Origin of the sequence: Leucobacter rhizosphaerae (assembly GCF_022919175.1) — a bacterium.
Classification (GTDB): domain Bacteria; phylum Actinomycetota; class Actinomycetes; order Actinomycetales; family Microbacteriaceae; genus Leucobacter; species Leucobacter rhizosphaerae.
In genome coordinates this window covers 2555703-2575811 of record NZ_CP095043.1, presented here as the reverse complement: position 1 = coordinate 2575811, position 20109 = coordinate 2555703, and the positions used below count along the sequence as shown (strand labels likewise).

The 20109-nt window shown below is 70.6% G+C and carries 16 protein-coding genes and 1 riboswitch; of the genes, 8 read left to right on the top strand and 8 right to left on the bottom strand.

Annotated elements, in window-relative coordinates; genetic code table 11:
• Position 1 precedes the first annotated feature (1 nt).
• On the bottom strand, positions 2-1000 hold the full coding sequence (locus MUN76_RS11955; protein ID WP_244684944.1) for a hypothetical protein: 999 nt from the start codon (positions 998-1000) through the stop codon (positions 2-4).
• A gap of 239 nt (positions 1001-1239) precedes the next feature.
• Between MUN76_RS11955 and MUN76_RS11950 the strand changes: the two genes are divergently transcribed.
• From MUN76_RS11950 to MUN76_RS11920, 7 genes are all read left to right on the top strand, one after another.
• Positions 1240-3369, top strand: coding sequence for a bifunctional lysylphosphatidylglycerol flippase/synthetase MprF (locus MUN76_RS11950; RefSeq protein ID WP_244684942.1), 2130 nt, complete (start codon positions 1240-1242; stop codon positions 3367-3369).
• Positions 3370-3386: 17 nt separating this feature from the next.
• The gene (locus MUN76_RS11945) at positions 3387-4091 is read left to right on the top strand and encodes a DUF1345 domain-containing protein (RefSeq protein ID WP_244684940.1); all 705 of its coding nucleotides are present in this window, start codon (positions 3387-3389) and stop codon (positions 4089-4091) included.
• A gap of 80 nt (positions 4092-4171) precedes the next feature.
• Positions 4172-4319, top strand: a riboswitch (FMN riboswitch).
• Positions 4320-4373: 54 nt separating this feature from the next.
• Entirely contained in the window at positions 4374-5627 is a 1254-nt protein-coding gene (locus MUN76_RS11940; protein WP_244684938.1) for a bifunctional diaminohydroxyphosphoribosylaminopyrimidine deaminase/5-amino-6-(5-phosphoribosylamino)uracil reductase RibD, read from the top strand.
• Positions 5600-6268: a riboflavin synthase gene (locus MUN76_RS11935; RefSeq protein ID WP_244684937.1), complete on the top strand. Its 669-nt coding sequence runs from the start codon at positions 5600-5602 to the stop codon at positions 6266-6268. The genes MUN76_RS11940 and MUN76_RS11935 overlap by 28 nt, the downstream gene beginning before the upstream one ends.
• On the top strand, positions 6265-7527 hold the full coding sequence (ribB, locus tag MUN76_RS11930; RefSeq protein ID WP_244684936.1) for a 3,4-dihydroxy-2-butanone-4-phosphate synthase: 1263 nt from the start codon (positions 6265-6267) through the stop codon (positions 7525-7527). Before MUN76_RS11935 ends, ribB begins: the two co-directional genes overlap by 4 nt.
• A 56-nt stretch (positions 7528-7583) precedes the next feature.
• Positions 7584-8093 (top strand): 6,7-dimethyl-8-ribityllumazine synthase, encoded by a 510-nt coding sequence (gene ribH, locus MUN76_RS11925; protein ID WP_244684935.1) that lies wholly within the window; start codon positions 7584-7586, stop codon positions 8091-8093.
• A gap of 56 nt (positions 8094-8149) precedes the next feature.
• Entirely contained in the window at positions 8150-10156 is a 2007-nt protein-coding gene (locus MUN76_RS11920) for an ABC transporter ATP-binding protein (protein ID WP_244688772.1), read from the top strand.
• Positions 10157-10177: 21 nt separating this feature from the next.
• Here MUN76_RS11920 and MUN76_RS11915 read toward each other — a convergent pair whose 3' ends face one another.
• The 3 genes from MUN76_RS11915 to MUN76_RS11905 all read right to left on the bottom strand — a co-directional run bounded on the left by MUN76_RS11915 (position 10178) and on the right by MUN76_RS11905 (position 13753).
• Positions 10178-10810 (bottom strand): hypothetical protein, encoded by a 633-nt coding sequence (locus MUN76_RS11915; protein WP_244684934.1) that lies wholly within the window; start codon positions 10808-10810, stop codon positions 10178-10180.
• On the bottom strand, positions 10807-12474 hold the full coding sequence (locus MUN76_RS11910) for a polysaccharide deacetylase family protein (RefSeq protein ID WP_244684933.1): 1668 nt from the start codon (positions 12472-12474) through the stop codon (positions 10807-10809). The genes MUN76_RS11915 and MUN76_RS11910 overlap by 4 nt, the downstream gene beginning before the upstream one ends.
• 103 nt (positions 12475-12577) lie before the next feature.
• Entirely contained in the window at positions 12578-13753 is a 1176-nt protein-coding gene (locus tag MUN76_RS11905) for an acyltransferase family protein (protein WP_244684932.1), read from the bottom strand.
• Between the two features lie 68 nt (positions 13754-13821).
• On the opposite strand from MUN76_RS11905, the gene MUN76_RS11900 reads away from it, so the two are divergent.
• Positions 13822-15096, top strand: a complete 1275-nt coding sequence (locus MUN76_RS11900) for a D-alanyl-D-alanine carboxypeptidase family protein (protein ID WP_244684930.1) — start codon at positions 13822-13824, stop codon at positions 15094-15096.
• Between the two features lie 78 nt (positions 15097-15174).
• Here MUN76_RS11900 and MUN76_RS11895 read toward each other — a convergent pair whose 3' ends face one another.
• From MUN76_RS11895 to MUN76_RS11880, 4 genes are all read right to left on the bottom strand, one after another.
• Positions 15175-16419, bottom strand: coding sequence for a M20 family metallo-hydrolase (locus MUN76_RS11895; RefSeq protein ID WP_244684929.1), 1245 nt, complete (start codon positions 16417-16419; stop codon positions 15175-15177).
• 83 nt (positions 16420-16502) lie between these two features.
• Complete coding sequence (locus tag MUN76_RS11890; protein WP_244684927.1) at positions 16503-17507, bottom strand: ABC transporter permease; 1005 nt, start codon at positions 17505-17507, stop codon at positions 16503-16505.
• Positions 17504-18991 (bottom strand): sugar ABC transporter ATP-binding protein, encoded by a 1488-nt coding sequence (locus MUN76_RS11885; RefSeq protein WP_244684925.1) that lies wholly within the window; start codon positions 18989-18991, stop codon positions 17504-17506. The genes MUN76_RS11890 and MUN76_RS11885 overlap by 4 nt, the downstream gene beginning before the upstream one ends.
• Before the next feature lie 55 nt (positions 18992-19046).
• Positions 19047-20033, bottom strand: coding sequence for a sugar ABC transporter substrate-binding protein (locus tag MUN76_RS11880; protein ID WP_244684923.1), 987 nt, complete (start codon positions 20031-20033; stop codon positions 19047-19049).
• Positions 20034-20109: the final 76 nt, after the last annotated feature.

The window sequence follows — 20109 nt, the reverse complement described above, 5'->3', positions numbered from 1 at the left end:
TTCACGAGCCGCCCCCGCTCCAGTCGCGGGACCTCAGGGTGGCTTCGGCGATACCGCGCAAGCGCTCGGGTGTCGCGTACAGCAGGCGAGCGGTGACGCGCACCGTGATCCAGCGGGCCGCGGTGTACTCCCGCGCCTTCTCGATGTCGCGATCCCACTGCGCGCGTGAGACCCGGTGATGGTCGCCCTCGTACTCGAACGCGACCCGAAACTCGGGGTACGCGATCTCGGTGCAGCCGAGGAGGCGCCCCGACGCGTCGCGCACATCGACGTCGAGCGCGGGATACGGCAGGCCCCACTCCCGCAGCCGGAGACGCAGGTGCGACTCCGGTGCGGAGGCGCTGTGCGGAGACAACACCGGGAGTGCGCGCCGGGCGGCGGCGAGTCCCGGTCTTCGGCCGCGGTCGATCTCCGCGTGGAGATCCTCCAGGGTCGCGAACGGCTGCCGTTCGAGGCGAGAAGTGCCCGCAATCCTGGGGCGCCGTATGACCGCGTCTCCGAGCGCCACCAAATCCGGAAGCGCGAGGTCAGCTGCGAGCATCACCCAGGTCGACGGCGGCGACGTGACGCGGAAACCCCGGTGGGTCGTCGTGGAGACGAGGTGTTCACGTACGCGCGCCGAGAGCACCCCGCGCACCCGAGGCGCCTGACCGGGGACCACGCACGCGACTTCGATGTCATCCGTCGGACGCGGCGGCACCGGCAGATCACAGATCGCCGCCGCCGTGCGGCCAGAGAAGAACACGTGCGAGAGCATGATCCGACGGTACGCATCCGCGCGGTGCAGCTGTCGGCGCCGCCAGCGTTCGCGCGGGTGCAGCACACCGCCTCCCTCGTCCTCCTCCGACGGCACCGACCCGGCACGGGCATAGGCACCGCGAAACATCGACTCCACGTCCCCTGCGCGAAGACGCCCCCGATCAACACCGCAGGCCCGCGCCTCTGAAACGCTGAAGGTGTCAGAGAGTGTGGCGGGAAGAGCGAGGCGTGGACCGGTCATGCAGCGAGTGTGCCAGCCACGATCGTGATCTCCGGGTCGGGATGAAGAGTGGGGACGATCCGCACCCCATTCGCCGAAATACCGATATGTGAGCGGAGAACAAATGCCAGTCGCGGGCCGCACCGATCCTCCTTTTTCGAGCTTCAGTGTGCAGTTGCGCACGCGAATCCCCGGGAATCGGTACACAACTGCACACTGAAGGCACCCGGGCACAGCCCCGGCAACTCTAGACTGAGTCCATGACTGACGCCGCCGCCAGCCCCGACGCCGACACCACGCAGCAGACCCCGCCGCGCACCCCGAACCGCGCGCTCACGATCCTGCGACGCACGCCCTTCACCATCACGTTCGTGCTGCTCATGCTCGTCATCGCGGCAGCGACCGGCACACTCCTCTCCCCGGCCGCCGACAAGCCGTGGTTCACGGACGTCGCCACGGGCCTCCCGGCCTTCGCCGAGGGCCGCTGGTGGACCCTCTTCACCTCCCCGTTCTTCGTCGACCACCCCATCGTCTTCCTGACCCTCGCCCCGCTCGTCATCGGCGGCGTGGGCTGGGCGGAGTGGCGCTTCGGCTCCCTCCGCACCATGGGTCTGTTCATCGCGGGCCACATCGTGGGAGTGCTCGGCGCCGCCGGTATCCTCGCGATCGTCGTTCAGACGAACTGGGCCTGGGCCGTCCGCCTCTCCGAAACCACCGACGTCGGCCCATCGTGCGGCGCGTTCACGGCCCTCGTCTTCGCCATCGCCACCCTGCCCGCACCGTGGCGCCTCCGCGGCCGCATCATCATCGTGATCTGGATCAGCATCTCGGTGCTCTACCTCGGCCGTCTCTACGACCTCGAGCACGCCGTCGCGATGGTCGCCGCCCTGATCGCGAGCGGCTGGCTGCCCGCGTTCCGGCACCCCGCGGGCCGCCCGAGCGAGCGCGAGTGGCGCCTCATCGGTTTCGCGGGCCTCATCGCCATCGGCGTCATCCAGGTCATCGACCTGATCGTGCCGTTCAACGGGCCGCTCGGCGAGAACCACCCCGTCGCCTCGTTCGTCGACGTCGCGATCGACGTCGTGGTGATCACCCTCGTCGCGAACGGGGTGCGCCAGGGCTACCGGATCGCGTGGATCGGCGCCCTGATCGTCGGCGCCTACAACCTCGTCACCGCGGCGCTCGCACTCGCGGTACTCCCGGTGCTCGTCGACGTCGGGGCGCTCGACTCCCCCCGTGATCTGCTCGGGATCGTGATCGCGCCGACCGTGTTCTGGTTCGCGATCATGGTGTTCCTCATCGTCGGCCGCGGCGCCTTCCGCGTCACCCTGCGCCGCGCGCACCGCAAACTCCCCGCGGAATCTCTCTCCCAGCCCGAGACGGTCGAACGGATCAAGCGATTCGGCGGCGGCACCATCTCCTGGATGGTCACCTGGCCGGCGAACCGGTACATGGCGGTCGACGAGGGGGTTGTCGGTTATCAGGCTCACGCCGGCGTCGCGATCATGCTCGGCGATCCGATCATGCCGAGCGGCGCCCACAGCACCGCCTTCGAGCGTTTCACCCGGGCGACGCAGCAGGCCGGCCTGATCCCCTGCGCCTTCTCCGCGAACCGCATCAGCGACGACGCGAAGCCCGAGGGCTGGCGCTCCGTCATCGTCGCTGAGGACACGATCGTCGACCTCCCCGGTCTCAAGTTCACGGGCAAGGCCTGGAACGCCGTGCGCACCTCGATCAACAAGGCCGGCCGCGAGGGCATCGAGTTCCGCATGGTGCGTCTCGCCGAGGAGCCCTGGAACGTGCTCGCGCAGGTGCGAGCGATCTCCGAGCAGTGGACCGGCGACAAGGGGTTGCCGGAGATGCGCTTCACGCTCGGCACGGTCGAGGAGGCGCTGGATCCCGAGGCCTATGTGGGCCTCGCCGTCGATGCGGACGGCAGCCTCCACGGCGTCACGTCCTGGCTCCCCGTCTACGGCGGCGACGGACGGATCACCGGCTGGACCCTCGACCTCATGCGTCGGCGCGACGGCGGGTTCGGCCCGGTGATGGAGTTCCTGATCGCCTCCTCCGCGCAGTACTTCGCCGAGCAGGGGTACGACTTCGTCTCCCTCTCCGGAGCCCCGCTCGTGCGCCCTGAGGACGCCGAGGCCGGCCCCGTGGATCAGGTGCTCGAGCAGCTCGGCGGCATGATCGAGCCGCTCTACGGGTTCAAGTCCCTGCATCGCTTCAAGCAGAAGTTCAACCCGCGCTCCGAGCCGCTCTACCTGCTCTACCGCGACGAGGGTGACCTCCCCCGCATCGGCATCGCGCTCACCCGCGCGTACCTGCCCGACGCGTCGCTGCGCGACCTGGTGGCCTCGGCCGCTTCGGTCGCCAAGCCCGCGTCCTAACCCCTATCATTTTCCTCATGACCACACAGTCGTCGGTGCGATCCCGGCTCGGGATCGTGCTCTCGACGGGCAGCGAGATCATCGGCCTCATCGCGCAGCTGGTCCTGGTCTACGTGGGCGGCTCGCTGCTCCTCGGCGACGACGATCCCGACGACGTCTACCGCCTGCTGTTCTGGTGCATCATCGCGTCGCTGTACCTCGGCGCGACGATCCTGTCGCTCAACATCCTGGTGAGGCTCGATCAGCCGGATCCCGCCGCCACCCGCGTGCTCGTGGGGCACCCGCTCACCCGCGCCCTCTCCACGATCGTCAGCTTCGGCGCGAGCCTCGTCGGGCTGAGCGTCGCCCTCGACCTCATCACGAGCCTCGGTCTCGAACAGCACGACACCATTCAGGAGGCCAGTGCGATCTGGGCGATGATGCTGTCGTGGGCGATGTTCAACTGGGGGTTCGCGCGCATCTATTTCTCCCGGTACCACAAGGCCGGGACCCCGCCGCTCCTCTTCCCCGGGACCCCTGAACCGCGACTCGTCGACTTCGTCTACCTCTCGTTCACGAACGCGACGACGTTCTCGGTCTCCGACGTGCAGGTCGTCGACTCCCGCATGCGCTGGACCATCGTGTGGCACACGACGCTCGCCTTCTTCTTCAACGCCCTCATCATCGTGCTGACGATGAACGTGATCGCGAATGGCCGCCTCTTCGCCGATCTCTTCAGCTGAGCGGCCCACTCATTCGCTGAGCGAATGTTACGCATTGAGCGAACACCCCCATCTCGCCGCGCGCACCCGCTACAGTAGGAAGCGTGTTCCGGGGTCGGTGAGAATCCGAACCGGCGGTGACAGTCCGCGAACCTCGCTCCCGCGAGGCCGAACCGGTGGAATTCCGGTACCGACGGTGATGGGCACGCGGTCCGCCGCGTGACCGAGTCCGGATGTGAGGAACGCAGGGCCACCCGACGTGTGGACCCCTGTGCACCCGGCGCGCGAGAACAGCGAGACCGGATGCCCCAGCGAGACACCATCACCGACGCCATGCGTCGTGCGCTCGCGCTCGCCCGCCGGGGCCCGGCCGACAACCCGAACCCGCAGGTCGGCTGCGTGATCCTCGACCCCGAGGGACGTATCGTCTCCGAGGGCTGGCACCGCGGTGCCGGCACCCCGCACGCGGAGGTCGACGCGCTCGAGCGAGTCCCCGCCGAGTGTCGGGCACGGGCGCGGGATCTCACCGCCGTCGTCACCCTCGAGCCCTGCAACCACACCGGCCGCACCGGTCCCTGCGCCGTTGCGCTCACCGAGTTCGGATCGGGCGAGGCGCGCGGCATCGGCACCGTGGTCTACGCGCTCGGGGACCCGGGCGACGCGTCGTCCGGCGGAGCCGACACGCTGCGGGCCGCCGGGATCGACGTGACCGCAGGGGTGCTCGCGGGCGAGGCCCGGGCGCTGCTGGCCCCGTGGCTGGCGCGGCAGGCGCGGGATCGCGCAACGGCGTCGGCACCGGATCCCGGCCAGGCACCGGATTCCGCATCTGCACCGGAACCCGCGGCCCAGTCCGCGCGGCCCCACGTCACCGTCAAGTGGGCGCAGACCCTCGATGGGCGCGCCGCCGCGGCGGACGGATCGAGCCAGTGGATCACGGGTGCCGACGCCCGCGACGACGTGCACCGCCGTCGCGCCGAAGCGGACGCGATTCTCGTCGGCACCGGGACGCTACTGGCGGACAACCCCGCCCTCACCGCTCGCGCCACCGCCGGCGGCCTGCTCGTGCCCGCTGATCAGCAGCCGGTGCCCGTCGTGCTCGGCCGCCGCGAGATCCCCGCCGCGGCCCGGATCCGCGAACACCCCGCACTCGCGGCCCACGCCCTCGCCGCTCCGATCCAGTACTCGGGGGACGACCTCGCGGGTGCGCTCGCCGACCTCCACGGGCGCGGATTCCGTCGGCTGTTCGTCGAGGGAGGGCCGTCGGTGGCGAGTGCGCTGATCGCCGAGGATCTCGTCGACGAGGTACTCGTCTACGTGGCACCCTCCCTCCTCGGCGGGCCGCGCACGGCGCTCGGCGACATCGGCGCGGCGTCGATGTCCGGGATCCGGCACCTCCGCATCGTGCACACCGCGCAACTCGGCCCCGACCTCCTCATCAAGGCGACAGTCGATCCGCTCGCACCGGCACCGGCACTGACATCGCCCACGACTCCACCCCAGCCCCAGCCCCCGACCCAGGAAGGCTCCGCATGTTCACCGGACTCATCGAAGAAGTAGGGGAGATCGTCGCGGTCGATCCCGTCGGCGACTCCCTGCGCCTCACCATCGCGGGCCCGCTCGTCACGAGCGACGCAACTCACGGTGCATCGATCTGCGTCTCCGGCGTGTGTCTCACAGTCATCGAGCAAGGACAGACCCCGGACGGCCGGGGCACCTTCACGGCCGACGTGATGGCGCAGTCGATCCGTATGTCGACCGTCGGCGACCTCGCGCCCGGCAGCCCGGTCAACCTCGAGCGCGCGGTGCGCGTCGACACCCGGCTCGGCGGTCACATCGTGCAGGGGCACGTCGACGGCACCGCCACCCTGACGTCGATCACCCCCGGCGAGTCGTGGCAGGTGCTGCGGTTCGCCCTCTCCCCGGAGCTCGCGCCCCTGCTCGTCGACAAGGGCTCCGTGACGCTCTCCGGCGTCTCGCTCACCGTCTCGGCGATCGCCGACGAGCGCGATCCGGAGCAGTGGTTCGAGGTCTCGCTGATCCCCGAGACGCTCACCGCGACGATCCTCGGCACGCTGCAACCCGGCGACCGGGTCAACGTCGAGACCGATATTCTCGCCCGGCACGTCGCGCGGATGCTCCGCGTGCAAGCGGCCGGCCTCCCCCTCTCTCCCCTCACCACCGAAGGAACACAGGCATGAGCACCATCAGCGCGGGCATCTCCCCGATCGAAGACGCCATCGCGGCGATCAAGGCCGGTCGACCCGTCATCGTCGCCGACAACGAGAATCGTGAGAACGAGGGCGACGTCATCATCTCCGCCGAACTCGCGACCGCCGAGTGGATCGCGTGGACCGTGCGCTGGTCCTCCGGGCTGCTCTGCGCACCGATGACCAACGAGATCGCGGATCAGCTGGACCTCCCCATGATGGTCGAGCGCAACGAGGACGTCCGAGCGACGGCGTACACGGTCACCGTGGACGCGGCGCACGGCATCACCACCGGCATCAGCGCCAGCGACCGCACCGCGACGGCCCGGGCCCTCGCGAACCCTAACGCCGTGCCCACCGATGTGCGTCGCCCGGGTCACGTGCTCCCACTGCGCGCCGTCGACGGCGGCGTCCGCGCACGCGATGGGCACACCGAGGCGAGCATCGAGCTGATGCGCCTCGCGGGCCTCCGCGAGGTCGCCGTCATCGCCGAGATCGTCGCCGAGGACGGCGAGATGATGCGCCTGCCCGAGCTGATCACGCTCGGCGCACGCGAGGACATTCCGGTGATCACCATCGAGCAGCTCGTCGCATACCTCAACGAGCATGATCCCGAGGGTGCCCCCGCGGAGACACAGCATCGCAGCGTGAGCCTGCGCGCCGACACCCTCCTGCCGACCGTGCACGGCGACTTCCGCGCCCTCGCGTTCCGCGACCGCCGGGCCGGGGTCGACCACATCGCGCTCGTCGCCGCGGGCCCCGACGGTGCGCAGCCCGGCGACGGTGCACTCGTGCGCGTCCACTCCGAGTGCATCACCGGCGAGGCCTTCGGGTCGCTGAAGTGCGAGTGCGGGCCGCAGCTCGACGCCGCACTCGACCTGATCCACGAGCGCGGCGGCGTCGTCGTATACCTGCGCGGGCATGAAGGGCGCGGCATCGGCCTCGCCAACAAGCTGCGCGCCTACCAGCTGCAGGAGCAGGGCCTCGACACGCTCGACGCCAACCTCGAGCTGGGGCTCCCCGCCGACGCCCGCGACTACACCGCAGCGGCCGAGATCCTCAGCGAACTCGGCATCTCCAGCGTGCGCCTGCTCACGAACAACCCCGACAAGGTCGCGCAGCTCGAGGCGCACGGGATCACGATCTCCGATCGGGTGCCGCTCCTCGTCGGCGTCACCGAGCAGAACCTGGGGTACCTCTCCGCGAAGCGGGACCGCATGGGGCACCAGCTGCCCGACGAGGTCGCGTAGCCCCGCGCCCGACGCGCACCCGAATCACCACTGCACACGGACCAGAGGAGCACACCATGAGCGGAGCCGGAGCACCGGATCTCACCGTCGACGCCAGCGGACTGCGGATCGCGGTCATCGCGGGGAGCTGGCATGAGGAGATCATGTCGTCCCTCATCGCGGGCGCGCACGAGACGATCGTCGCCTCGGGCGCGGACCACACGCTCTTCCGGGTCGCGGGTGCGTTCGAGCTGCCCGCGGCCGCGCAGGCGGCACTGCAGAGCGGGTTCGACGCCGCGGTCTGCCTCGGGGTGATCATTCGCGGCGGCACCCCGCACTTCGAGTATGTGTGCAGTGCCGTGACCGACGGGCTCACCCGCGTGCAGCTCGACACCGGCCGCCCGGTCGGCTTCGGGGTGCTGACGACCGACACCGAGCAGCAGGCCCTGGACCGCTCCGGCCGGCCCGGCGCCCCCGAGTCGAAGGGCAAGGAGGCCTCCGAGGCCGCCCTGCACCTCGCAGTGCAGCTCAGGCGGATCCAGGAGCAGGGCACGACCGGTCTCGTCCCGGGGGCGCGCCGGGCCTGACGGGCGCCGGGCGGCGGGAATTACCAGGCGCACTGGCCTAGAGTGGGGCCGTGTCAGTGCAGGCAGACGATCCCGGATCCTCCCCCACCGAACCGCGGCGACCCGAGAGCAGGGGACCCGCCCCGCGAGGTCCACGGGCGACGATCCGGCAGCTGATCCCCTACCTCTTCGAGCAGCGCAAGCTCCTCGTCATCGCAATCGCGCTCGGTCTCGTGGCCGCCGTCGCATCGCTCGTGCAACCGCCGCTGCTCGGGCAGATCATCAGCCGCGTCGAGACCGGGCTGCCGCTCGCCGGGCTGCTCACGATCCTCACCGTGATCGTCGTGGTCGGCGCCGTGCTGAGCGGGCTGCAGCATTACGTCCTGCAGCGCATGGGCGAGGGCGTCGTGCTCATGAGCCGGAAGCGGCTCATCGCCAAGATCCTGCACCTTCCGATCTCGCAGTTCGATCGCCGCCGCACCGGTGACCTCGTCTCCCGCGTCGGCAGCGACACGACGCTGCTGCGCGCGGTCCTCACCCAGGGTCTCGTCGAGGCCATCAGCGGCATGCTCGTCTTCGTCGGCGCGCTCATCGGCATGCTCGTCATCGATCCTGCGCTGTTCGGGATCACCTTCGGGGTCATCGCCGTCGCGCTCGTCGTGGTCGTCGTCGTTTCGGGCAAGATCCGCCCCGCGGTGGCCCGCGCGCAGGAGAAGGTCGGCGATCTCGCCGCTCAGGTCGACCGCTCCATCACCTCGATCCGCACGATTCGCGCCGCCGGGGCCGCGGACCGCGAGCAGCGCACGACGGAGGACCACGCAACCGAGGCCTACGTGCTCGGGGTGAAGGTCGCCAAGATCTCGGCGTTCATCGTGCCCGTGTCCTTCCTCGCGATGCAGCTCTCGTTCCTCGTGGTGCTCGGCCTCGGCGGCTTCCGCGTTGCGACGGGGGCGATCACGATCGCGCAGCTCGTCACCTTCATCATCTTCCTGTTCCTCATGATCATGCCGCTCGGCCAGGCCTTCGGGGCGATCACGGCGATCAACCAGGCGCTCGGAGCGCTCGGCCGGATCCAGGAGATCTCGGCGCTGCCCTCCGAGACCGACGACGACGCGGCGCTCTCGCCGCTCGGCCGCATCGTGCCCCTCGCCGAGGCCGAGCGGGAGACGGCCCCGGCCATCGGTTTCCACGACGTCCACTTCACCTACCGCTCCGCCGCGCCGGATCGGGCGGACGCCCGCGAGCTCGTGCGCCGCGGGGCGCGACGCGACGCCGAAGCGGCCCCGGCCCGGATCGTGGAGACACCCGTGCTGCACGGTGTCAGCTTTGACGTGCCCCGCGGTTCGCGGGTGGCGCTCGTCGGCCCCTCCGGCGCCGGCAAGTCGACGATCCTCGGGCTGGTCGAGCGATTCTACGATCCCGATGCCGGCGCCGTCTCACTGCGCGGTGCCGACCTGCGGACCCTGGATCGCGCCGAGCTCCGTGCGCAGATGGGGTACGTCGAACAGGACGCGCCCGTGCTGGCCGGCAGCCTGCGGGAGAATCTTCGGCTCGCAGCGCCGGACGCCACGGACGCGGCGTGCGAGCGGGTGCTGCGCGCGGTGAACCTCGGGGGTCTGCTCGACCGGACCACCGCCCGGCTCGCCGCGGAGTCGGCGGCTGCGTCGGCCGCGAGCCCGCTGTCGGACACGGCCGCGACCTCCACCCCGGCGATCGCTCCAGCAACCGCACTCGACCTGCAGGTCGGCGAGAGCGGGATCATGCTCTCGGGCGGCGAGAAGCAGCGGCTGGCCATCGCGCGTGCGCTGCTGACCGCCCCGCCGATCCTGCTGCTCGACGAGTCGACCGCGAGCCTTGATGGCGTCAACGAGCGCCTCATGCGGGAGGCCCTCGACTCGGTCGCGACCGGGCGCACTCTCATCGTGATCGCGCACCGGCTCTCCACCGTCGTCGACTCAGACAAGATCATCGTGCTCGACGAGGGTCGGGTCGTCGGCGAGGGCACGCATGAGGAACTCATCGGATCGACTCCGCTGTACCGGGAGCTCGCGAAGCACCAGCTGCTCGTCGCCGACGACGCGTAGGCGCGAGCTATCGCCCGTGGATCAGGACGCGGGTGACGGGCCCGTCTCGGGTGACGGCGCAGTCTGGGCGTCCGATGCCGTCGCGGCCGCCGAGGCCGGGCGGATGCTTTCGAGCAGTTGCGAGATGGCGGGGCGGTAGGCGTCGAGCGACGCCTCCCCCTCGACGGTTGCGCGCACGCCGACGGACCCCGCTCCCGTGTCGACCACAGCGGTGAGGATTCCGCCCTCCTCGACGTGTGTCACGGTGTACCCCGACGCGAGCGTCTCGACGCGCGCTCCCGCGGCGACGTCGCTTCCCGCGACCGAGCTCACCTCGACCTGCAGCACCCGATCCGGCGACCGCACGAGCCACCCCGGTTCCTGCCCGATCACGACCGACCAGTCCTTCAGCGGCGGCAGGGGCGGCCACACGATGAGGTCGCGCACGAGCGGCTCCGACACCCACTCGGGCGGCGGGGTGATCTGCGCGTCCGCGCCGATGGGCAGCGCGCGCTCCCCGTCGCTCGCCTCCGCGCGCAACTGGGCGATGTGCACGGGGCCGAGCGTGACCGCGTAGCCGACGACGAGGATCACGACCGCGAGGAGGGAGAACAGCACGATGCGGAACCGTCGGAAGTTGCGCGGCGCATCGGTGAGCCGCGGCGATTCGGTCATCGTTTGGTCACCTTCCCACCGGGCACGGCACCACCGAAGAGCTGGGTCACGGTCACCGGGGTGAAGCCGCGGTCTTTGAGCCCGCGCATGACCACCGCAGCGGCGTCGACCGACTCCGCATGCGTATCGTGGAATAGGATGATGTCGCCTGGGACCGCCGCTCCGACCGAGCGCTCGACGAGCGCTTCCGTCCCCGGCTTCCGCCAATCGTTCGTGTCGATCGACCACAGGATCGCGGGCATCGGCTCCGCGGCGAGCACCGCCGCGTTCAGCGCACCGTAGGGCGGTCGGTACATGGTCACCGGGATCCCGGTGAGATCGGACAGGATCTTCGCCGCCCCCTCGACCTCGCTGCGCACCTGAGCCGGCTTCAGTGTCGTCAGGTCGGGGTGGCTCATCGTGTGGCTCGCGATCTCGTGCCCCTCCGATGCCGCGCGCTGGACGAGCTCCGGGTTGCCCGCGGCGGCGGACCCCAGCATGAAGAGCGTTGTCGGCGCGCGCTCCGCCTGCATCGCGTCGAGGAGCGCCCCCGTGTACTGGGTCGGGCCGTCGTCATAGGTCACCGCGACGCAAGCCTGCTGCGCGCAGTTCACGGGCTGCCGCGCGTCCCAGGGGGCGAGCCCGACGAACGGCTGCCCGGCCTGCTGCTGCAGTGCCTGCGCCACCTCGCCCTGCCAGCCCGCGAGGGTCTCGGCCGCCACCCGCAGCACCGTCGGCTCGGGGGTCGCCTCGACGCCGAGGCCCGCGAGCTCGGGGGACGCGAGGCCCGCGGGCAGCGTCAGCACCGCGCTCCCGTCCGACTCGAACCGCGCCGACGCCAGCGCCTGCGCCGCGAGCGCGACCTGGGCCTCGGCGGGAGCCGCGAGCGGCGCCGCGCTCAGACCGCCGGCCTCGCGCCGCACCTGCTCGACGGCGGCCGTCCAGAGGGCCGGAGCCGCATCGGCGCTCCAGAGTTCGCCGCCGTCGAACACCGAGTCTGTCGCGAGATCCGCGTACAGCGTGAGCCGGGTGTCGCTCGACACCTCCGCGGCGGTGCCGAGCACCGTCCGCATCGTCACCCCGACCACACTGCCCGTGGCCGCCGTCACCTCGCAGGTCAGCGCGAGGCCGCTGCCTCCGGCAGGGCCGGTCCGCGGATCCGACAGCACCTCCGCGGCCGGCCAGGTCGTCGATCCCGCGACGCACCCGCGGTCGCTGAGGCCCGCCGCAACCGGATAGACCTCGGGCACGAAGGTGCCGCCGACCGAGGCGATGGTCGCGGTGACGACCTCCGCGACGCGGGCGTTGAAGGCGTGGATCCCCGGCAGCTCGACGCTGCGCAGGTTGAGGGCGAGCGCATCGTTTCGGATCCGGTTCTCGATGAACCCGAGCTCGTTGAGGTCGGGTGCCGGGGCCGGCGCGTCAGATCCGGCCCCACTGCCGCTCGCCGCGTCGTCACCCGCGCCGCTGCTGCCGCTCTCGCCGTTGCCGGCGCTGCCGCTCTCCGCATCGGAGGCCGCGTTCACGACGAGCTGCACCCCCGAGGTCTCGGGCCACGCCGGCGGCGTCCATCCCTCGACCGCCTCGATGCGGGCGCACCCGCCGAGCAGCAGCGCCGCGGTGAGCACCGCGGCCAGCGCGCGTGATCCTCCGCGTGCGCTCGTCGACCCCCTGCGCCGATGCATGCCCGCTCCCTTGCCAAGCCGGACACGATCCAGCTTCCTGGTCTGAAGATACCGGGGGGATCCGACATTGCGCAGCAGATTCGCGTCTGCGTCAGGTCACGATTTACCGTGAAATGCGCGCCAGTGCCCAGTCGATCGGGGGCTCGATGATCGGCTTGAACACTCGCGTCACCCACGTCATCGAGAGGAGCGCCGCGAGCAGGATCCCGATCGCGACCAGCAGGGCCAGTCCGCCCTGGCCGAGCGACGAGATGCCGCCGACGACGCCGGTCTCGCGCAGCACCCAGACGATCGGGCCGTGCAGCAGGTAGACGAAGAGGGTGCGGGATCCCCACACGGTGATGACGCTGTGGCCGCGAGGCACGACGAGAAGGATCGCGAAGGTCATCATCGCCGCGACCGCCAGCAGCCCGGCGGCGACCGCGATCCCGCCGGCCGAGATCGCGGCCCACGTGGTCGGCTCCCAGTCCCCGATCGGAGCGTGGGCGAAGAGCCAGTCGTAGCCGTCGCGCCAGGTGAGCCAGCGATCGATGCGCCACGTCTCACGCAGCTGCGGCAGCAGCACGAAGGCGGCGGCGACCGCGGCGAGGATGCCCCACCCCGCGACCCGAGCCGCCGGGGCCGGCGTCATGAACCAGGCGCCGTCGAGCCAGCCGCGATCCCGGATCAACCACCCCGCGACGAAGAACGGCAGGAAGCACAGGGTGCGGGACGCCGAGAAGTCCGTGCCGATCGCGGGGCTCAGGCCTGCGATCAGCGCGACGGCGATGGAGAACAGGAGCGGGTGCCGCAGACGCGCGATGTACGGCAGGGCGATGCGCATCGTGACCAGGGTGACGAGGAACCACAGGGTCCATGCCGGAGCGACGAGGAAACCCGGGCCCGGCCCGCGGCCCTCGACGAACAGGTGGATCAGCGCCCAGATGCCCTCCCAGATGAGCCACACGGCGAGGAGCTGCACGGTCGAGCGCACCGCCTTCGGCGACACCTCCGGCTTGGAGAACAGGCCCGAGAGCAGGATCATCGCGGGCATGTGGAAGAGGTAGATGTACGCGTAGAGGGCGAAGCCGAACTCCGAGTCCGTGCGCACCGTCGAGATGGTGTGCCCGACGACCACGAGCACGATCAGCACGAAGCGGGCGTTGTCCCACAGGGCGATGCGGGCCTTCGGCGGCGCGGGGGAACCGGTGGTCGCTTCGGCGCCGGCGGCTCCGGGGGCTCCGCCCGATCCGGTTGCCGCCGGGGCTCCGGTCGATGCGGGGGTCGGCTCTGCACTCACAAGGACTAGCCTATGCGTCCTCCGAGCGGCGCGCGCACGCTCGCGCGGACCCGGCATAGGCTGAGCGAGTGACATCTGCAACCGGCTCGGGATCCGCACCACGGCGTCGGGTGTCGCGGCGCATGCGCCTGTCGATCACGATCGGCGTCACGCTGGCGCTGATCGCGGGAGGCTACACCGCCGCCGTCGCCCTGGCTCCGCTTCCCGCGCCCGAGGTCGCGCTCGACGTTCCGGAGACCGAAGAGTTCACGGTCGGGGGCGAGGCCGTACAGGCGATCGTGGCGGCGGAACTCCAGCCGTCCGCGGTCGGCTGGCAGCACGGCGGCGACGAGGTGTGGGCGAATGACGAGGTGCCCCGTCCCATTGCAAGCATCTCGAAGCTCGCGACCGTGCTCGTCACGTTGGAGCAGCAGCCGCTCGAGCCGGGCGCCGATGGTGCGATCCACGTCTGGAGCGCCGCAGACGCAGCACTGCAAGCCGAGTTCATCGCCCGCGACGGGGTCGCGTTTCCGATCCCCATCGGTACCGAGGTGACGCAGCGGCAGATGCTCACGCTCGCGCTCCTGCCCTCGGCCAACGACTTCGCCGCGGCCTACGCGAACTCGGTCTTCGGAGACAACGCCACCTTCGTCGCCGCGGTGGACGACTGGGCGAGCCGCAACGGGCTCGAGTCCCTCAGCCTCGTCGAGCCGACCGGCATGGACGAGGGCAACGTCGCAACCGCCGCCGACGTGCTGCGCCTCGGCCGCCTGGCCCTCGCGAACCCGACGGTCGCCGAGCTCACCCGTACGCCCGTGGCTGAACTGCCGTGGGGCATCGGGACCGTCGAGAACACGAACGCGCTCCTCACCAGGCTGCCGGGGATGCTCGGACTGAAGACCGGACGCTCGAGCGTCGCGGGGTACAACCTCGTCGCGGCGCAGGAGAGCGACGTCCTCGGGCGTCCGATCGTGAAGCTCGCGGTGACGCTCGGGCGGGATTCTCCGGAGGCGCGGATCGAGTCGACCGCCGGGCTCCTCGCGGGCCTGGACGGGCTGCCGCAGGAGACGCTGCTCGTGGAGACCGACACGCAGGTCGGCACCGCGACCACCGTCGACGGGCACGAGGTGCCCCTGCGCACCACGGGTGCGGCGAGCACGGTGCTGACCCCGGGCGAGACCGCGACTCGCACGGTACAGCTGGGCGATATCGGCGTCGGCGACGCCTGGCAGGTCGCGGGTCGCGTCACCGTCGACGCCCCGACAGGCGCCGCCGAGATCCCCGTCGTGACCGCCGCCGAGATCGTCGAGCCCGACCTGTGGTGGCGGCTCACGCACCCGGCGCGGGTGTTCGGCTGGGCCTGATCCGGCACCTGCACCGCGCACCCCCGTGTGAGCGCAAGAGGTAGGAACCAGGCACCAGCACCCGCGCCGAGCCCGCACTCAGGCGACGAGCGCCCCCTCGGCGAGCCGCCGCACCACCCCCGTGAGCTGGCGCACGCCGTCCAGCAGATCCTCGTCGCGCGTGTACTCCTTGAGGTTGTGCGAGACGCCGTCGACGCTCGGCACGAAGAGCATGACCGTCGGCGCGGTGTCCTTCATATTGGTGGAGTCGTGCCCGGCCACCGTGAGCACCCGGTCGTGCGTGAGCCCGAGCTCCTCCGCGACCTCGCGCGCCAGGGCGACCCCGTCCTCGGGGTACGGATTCTGCCCCCAGCTGTACTCGGCGACGATCTCGATCTCGACGCGATCCTCGCGCCGCACGCGTTCGACGACCTGCATCAGCGCCGCGTGCGCCGCACCCAGCACCTCCGCACTCGGCGACCGCAGATCCAGCAGCAGCTGGACCTCGCTCGCCACCACGACGGGCGAGTTCGGGTACACGTTCAACTCGCCGCACGCGGTGTGCAGCGCGCCGGGCTCGAACGCGTCGACGAGCTCCCGCGCCGCCACGACGAGGCGCGCGGCTCCGAGCAGCGCGTCGCGCCGATCCGCCATCAGCGTCGACCCGCTGTGCGCCTGCTCACCGGTGATCCGGAACTCGAACTTGTGCGCCGCCCAGGTCGCGTTCACGAGGCCGATCGTCACGCCGTCCTCCTCCATGCTGCGCCCCTGCTGCACGTGGATCTCCGCGTAGGAGGCGACGTCGAGCCCGGTGAGCTCGCCCCGCTCGCCGAGCCCGTCGAGCGCCTCCCGCACCGTCACCCCGTGGGGATCGGTGGTGGCGAGCGCCGTCTCCAGGTCGAGTTTGCCGGTGAAGACCGAGCTGCCCATCATGGAGGGCTTGAAGCGGGATCCCTCCTCGTTGAACCAGTTCACCACCGCGAGGTTGCAGCGTGCCGGCGCCGGATCAGCCCGCAGCGCCTCGGCGACGCGGATGCAGGCGTGGGCTGCGGCCATGACCCCGTATGCGCCGTCGAATCGTCCGGCGGTCGGCTGCGAGTCCATGTGGGATCCCGTCACGACGTAGGGCGCCCCGGGAACCAGTTCGAGCAGGCCGAACTGGTTGCCGATCGCGTCGCGGTGCACGGTGAACCCGCGGGACTCGAGCAGTGCCGCGAACCAGCGCCGCTGCGCGCCGTCGGCCGCGGTGGCGGCCTGCCGATCGACGCCGAGGGTGCCCGGCACGGCACCGAAGCCGGAGTGGATCTCCCAATCCTCGAGGAATGCCGCGTCCTGCTGCGTCATGATTCGTCCTTTCCGCGGGTGTCGGTCACGGGGCGCCGTGACCGGTGCGCCGTGAGCGCCGGTCGTCGATCCTGCCGCACATGCTACGTCGTGGGCGCCGCGGCGGCGGGTTTCGCGGTCTTCTCCGGCGCACCGAGGTTGCTCCACGTGCGCTTGAGCAGGCGCTGGATCGAGCCGTCGAGCAGCACGGCCACGACGAGCGTGGCGCCGATGAGGATGGTCTGCAGGAACTGCGAGACGCCCATGATGACGAGGCCGTTGCGCAGCACGCCCACGAAGAGCAGACCGGCGATGACGCCGCTGATCCGACCCGCGCCGCCCTCGAGGGCGACGCCGCCGAGCAGCACGACCGTGAGCGCCTGGATCTCCATGCCGGTACCCACCGTGGGCGGCGCCGAGTGCAGCTTCGCGGAGAGGAGGACACCCGCGATCGCCGCGCAGACGCTCGTGAGGATGAAGAGCAGGAACTGGGTCCGCTGCACGTTGATGCCCATGAGGTGGGCCGCGCGGCTGTTGCCGCCGATCGCGAGCACGTTGCGGCCGATCGGGAGCCGGTTCAGGAGGTACCAGGCGCCGACGGTGAAGAGGATCAGGATGATCACCTGCAGGGAGATCGGGCCGAACGACATCGTACCGAGGGCGGTGAAGCTCTCAGGGAAGCCCGTGAGGGTCGCACCGTCCGTCAGGAACAGCGCCAGGCCGCCCCAGACGCTCAGGAATCCGAGGGTGATGACGAGCGCGTTGAGCTTGAGGTAGGCGACGAGAAGGCCGTTCAGCGCCCCCGCCACGAGCCCGACGCCGATCGCGGCCGCGAAGCCGAGCAGGGCGTTGCCGGTCGATACCATCACCGATGCCGAGACGACCGCGGAGAGGCTCGCCACCGAGCCGACCGAGAGGTCGAGCGTGCCGGCCATGACGAGGAACGCGAGCGGCAGGGCGATGAGCCCGAGCTCGGCGATCTGGAGCAGGATCGTCTGCCCGTTGTTGAAGGTGAGGAACCGCGGGTTCATCACCGCGAAGAAGGCGATGAGAACGACGAGCGCGAGGAACGTGCCGTTCTGCGCGATGAAAATCTTCAGACGATTCATGAGTGGAGGTCTCCAGCGGGGGTGAGGTCGAGCAGGGTGGCGAGGAGGTCGGCTTCGTACGCGCCGCTCCGGAAGATCTCACGGTGCTGACCGTGAGCGAGGACGTAGCTGCGATCGCACATTGACGCGATCTCATCGGTCTCGGCCGAGGCCACGAGAATGCAGACGCCGGTGTCGGCGAGGGTGCGCAGGGCCACGCGGATGTCCTGCTTGGCGCCGACGTCGACGCCCTGCGTAGGCTGCGCGAGCAGGAGCACCTTCGGGGCCACCGGGATCATCCAGCGGGCGAGCAGGTGCTTCTGACGGTTGCCGCCCGAGTAGCTCATGATCGGCGCGTCACCGTCGGGGCCGTGCACGTTCAGCGTCTCGCGGATGCTCTCGTAAGCGGTGCTGATCTTCTGCCGCGAGCGCCAGCCGCGGGCGAACCACGGGAGGAAGGTGTTGTCCTTCGCGCTGAGCCCGCCGATGAGCCCGTCGGTCTCGCGGTCGGCCGGCACGAGGTGCACCCCCTGCCGAACGGCGTGGGTGGGGCGCGCGACCCGGTACGGCCGCCCGCTCAGGCGCGCAGTGACGTCGCCCGACAGGCCGAACAGGGTGTCGAGCAGCCGGAACTGCTCGCCGGCCGCCATCCCGTACAGCCCGACGATCTCGCCGTCGCTGAACTCGAGCGTGCCTCCGGCGTGGTCGACGCTGAGGCGGGACTCGCCCACGGTGGGCGTCCAGTCGGATTCGAGCTGCACCTCGGGCGCGAGCGCGCGGGAGAGTTCGGCGGCGCTCATGCCGACGGTCGAGGCGTCCATCACGCTCCGTCCGCCGCGGAGCACGACGATGCGCTCGCACACGTCGACGATGTCGGGAAGCCGGTGCGACACGTAGACCACCGTGGTGCCCTTGGCCGCGAGATCGCGGATCAGCTGATGCAGGGCCCGCGTCTCGGCCTCGCCGAGCGCCGCGGTCGGCTCGTCGAGCAGCAGCACGCGCATGTCGCCGATGAGCAGACCGCGAGCGAGGTCCACGAGCTGCCGCTCACCGAGCGAGAGCGCGTTCACCGGGGCGTCGAGCGGCAGGTGGCCGCCGCCGACGGTGTCGAGCGCCTCGCGGCCGCGTGCGACCCGCTCGGGCCGGGACACCCCGGCTCCCCGTGCGAGAAAGAGGTTGTCGAGGATGCTCAGGTTCCCGGCGAGTGCGGGTTCCTGGTGGATCACCGTCACACCCAGCTCGGCGATGTCCTTCGGGGTCGCCCGGGGCGGGGTCGGCACGCCGTCGAGCGCCATCGTGCCCGACGTCGCGGAGACGGCCCCGGTGGCGACGTTCAAGAGCGTCGACTTGCCGGCGCCGTTGTGCCCGAGCAGCCCGACGATCTGGCCCGCCGGGATCTCGAGGTCGATGCCGTCGAGGGCGAGCGTGGAACCGAAACGGACACTGACACCGTCGAACGACAGTCGCGGCATCGCGTGGGAAGCGCCTGGGAGATCGGCGGTCACTGGATACTCCTTCCCCGGGAATCGGGCCCGCCCGAGGGGCGGGCCCGAACTCGGACTAGTTGACGTAGAACTCGTCGGCGTTTTCTGCGGTCACCCGGGTCGAGGTGATCACGTTGTCCTCGACCTCTTCCCCGGCGGCGGCGCGCAGGAGCAGATCGGCGTTGCTCTCGGCGAGCTCCTTGGCCGGGAGGATGAACCCGCCGCGCCAGATGCTGTTCGGGATCTTGATGACGTCGAGCGTCTCGTTTGTCGCGTCGGTCGCGCCGACGTAGTAGCTCTCGTCGTCCTTCGCGACGCCGCTGTCGAGCAGCGCCTGGTACGCGCCCGCGGTGTTGTCGTTGCTGGTGCCGACCCAGATCTTCGTGTCGGGCACGGCGACGAGGTGGCTCTTCGCCACGCTATTGCCCTCTTCGCGCGAGATGCCGGGGAGCTCGTAGATTTTCGCGTTCGGTGCGAGCTCGGTGATGGCCGCGGCGATGCCCTCGGTGCGGCCCTTGCCCAGGTCGGAGGTCTTGTCCGCGACGAGCGCCACGGGAACCTCGTCCTCATCAGCCAGATTCTCGGTGATCCACTCGGCAGCTACGGTGCCGACCAGGTAGCCGTCCTCGTAGCTGTCGATGATCGTGCCCGCGACGGTGCCGTCCCAGCGCGTGGCGTAGCCGAGCACGGGGATGCCCTCGGCCGTCGCCTTCGCGGTCACGGGCACCATGGCGTCGCTCTGCACGGGGAAGCCCATGATCGCCTTGACGTCGCCGCGCTGGATCCACGCCTCCCAGTCGGAGACCTGCTTCTGCACGTCCCACTGCGGGTCACTGGTGAGGAACTCGTAGCCCGCTTCCTCGATGATCGGCTCCATGAACGTGAGCTGATCGTTCCAGATGGTGATGTCCATGCCGGCGAAGCCCATTGCGATGGCGCCCTTGCCGCCGTCGGCGGACTCGGAGCCGCCGGCATCGGCCGACGCGCCGCAGCCCGAGAGCAGCAGTGCCGTTGCGGCCGTGAGTGCGAGGGCGGCCGTGCCCCGTGTGAACAACTTCTTCATTGTTTCTCCTTCAGTGGCGATGTGGTGGTGAGGTGGTGCGAGGGTTCGATGGTGATGGCTGGTGTCTGGCGGTCGG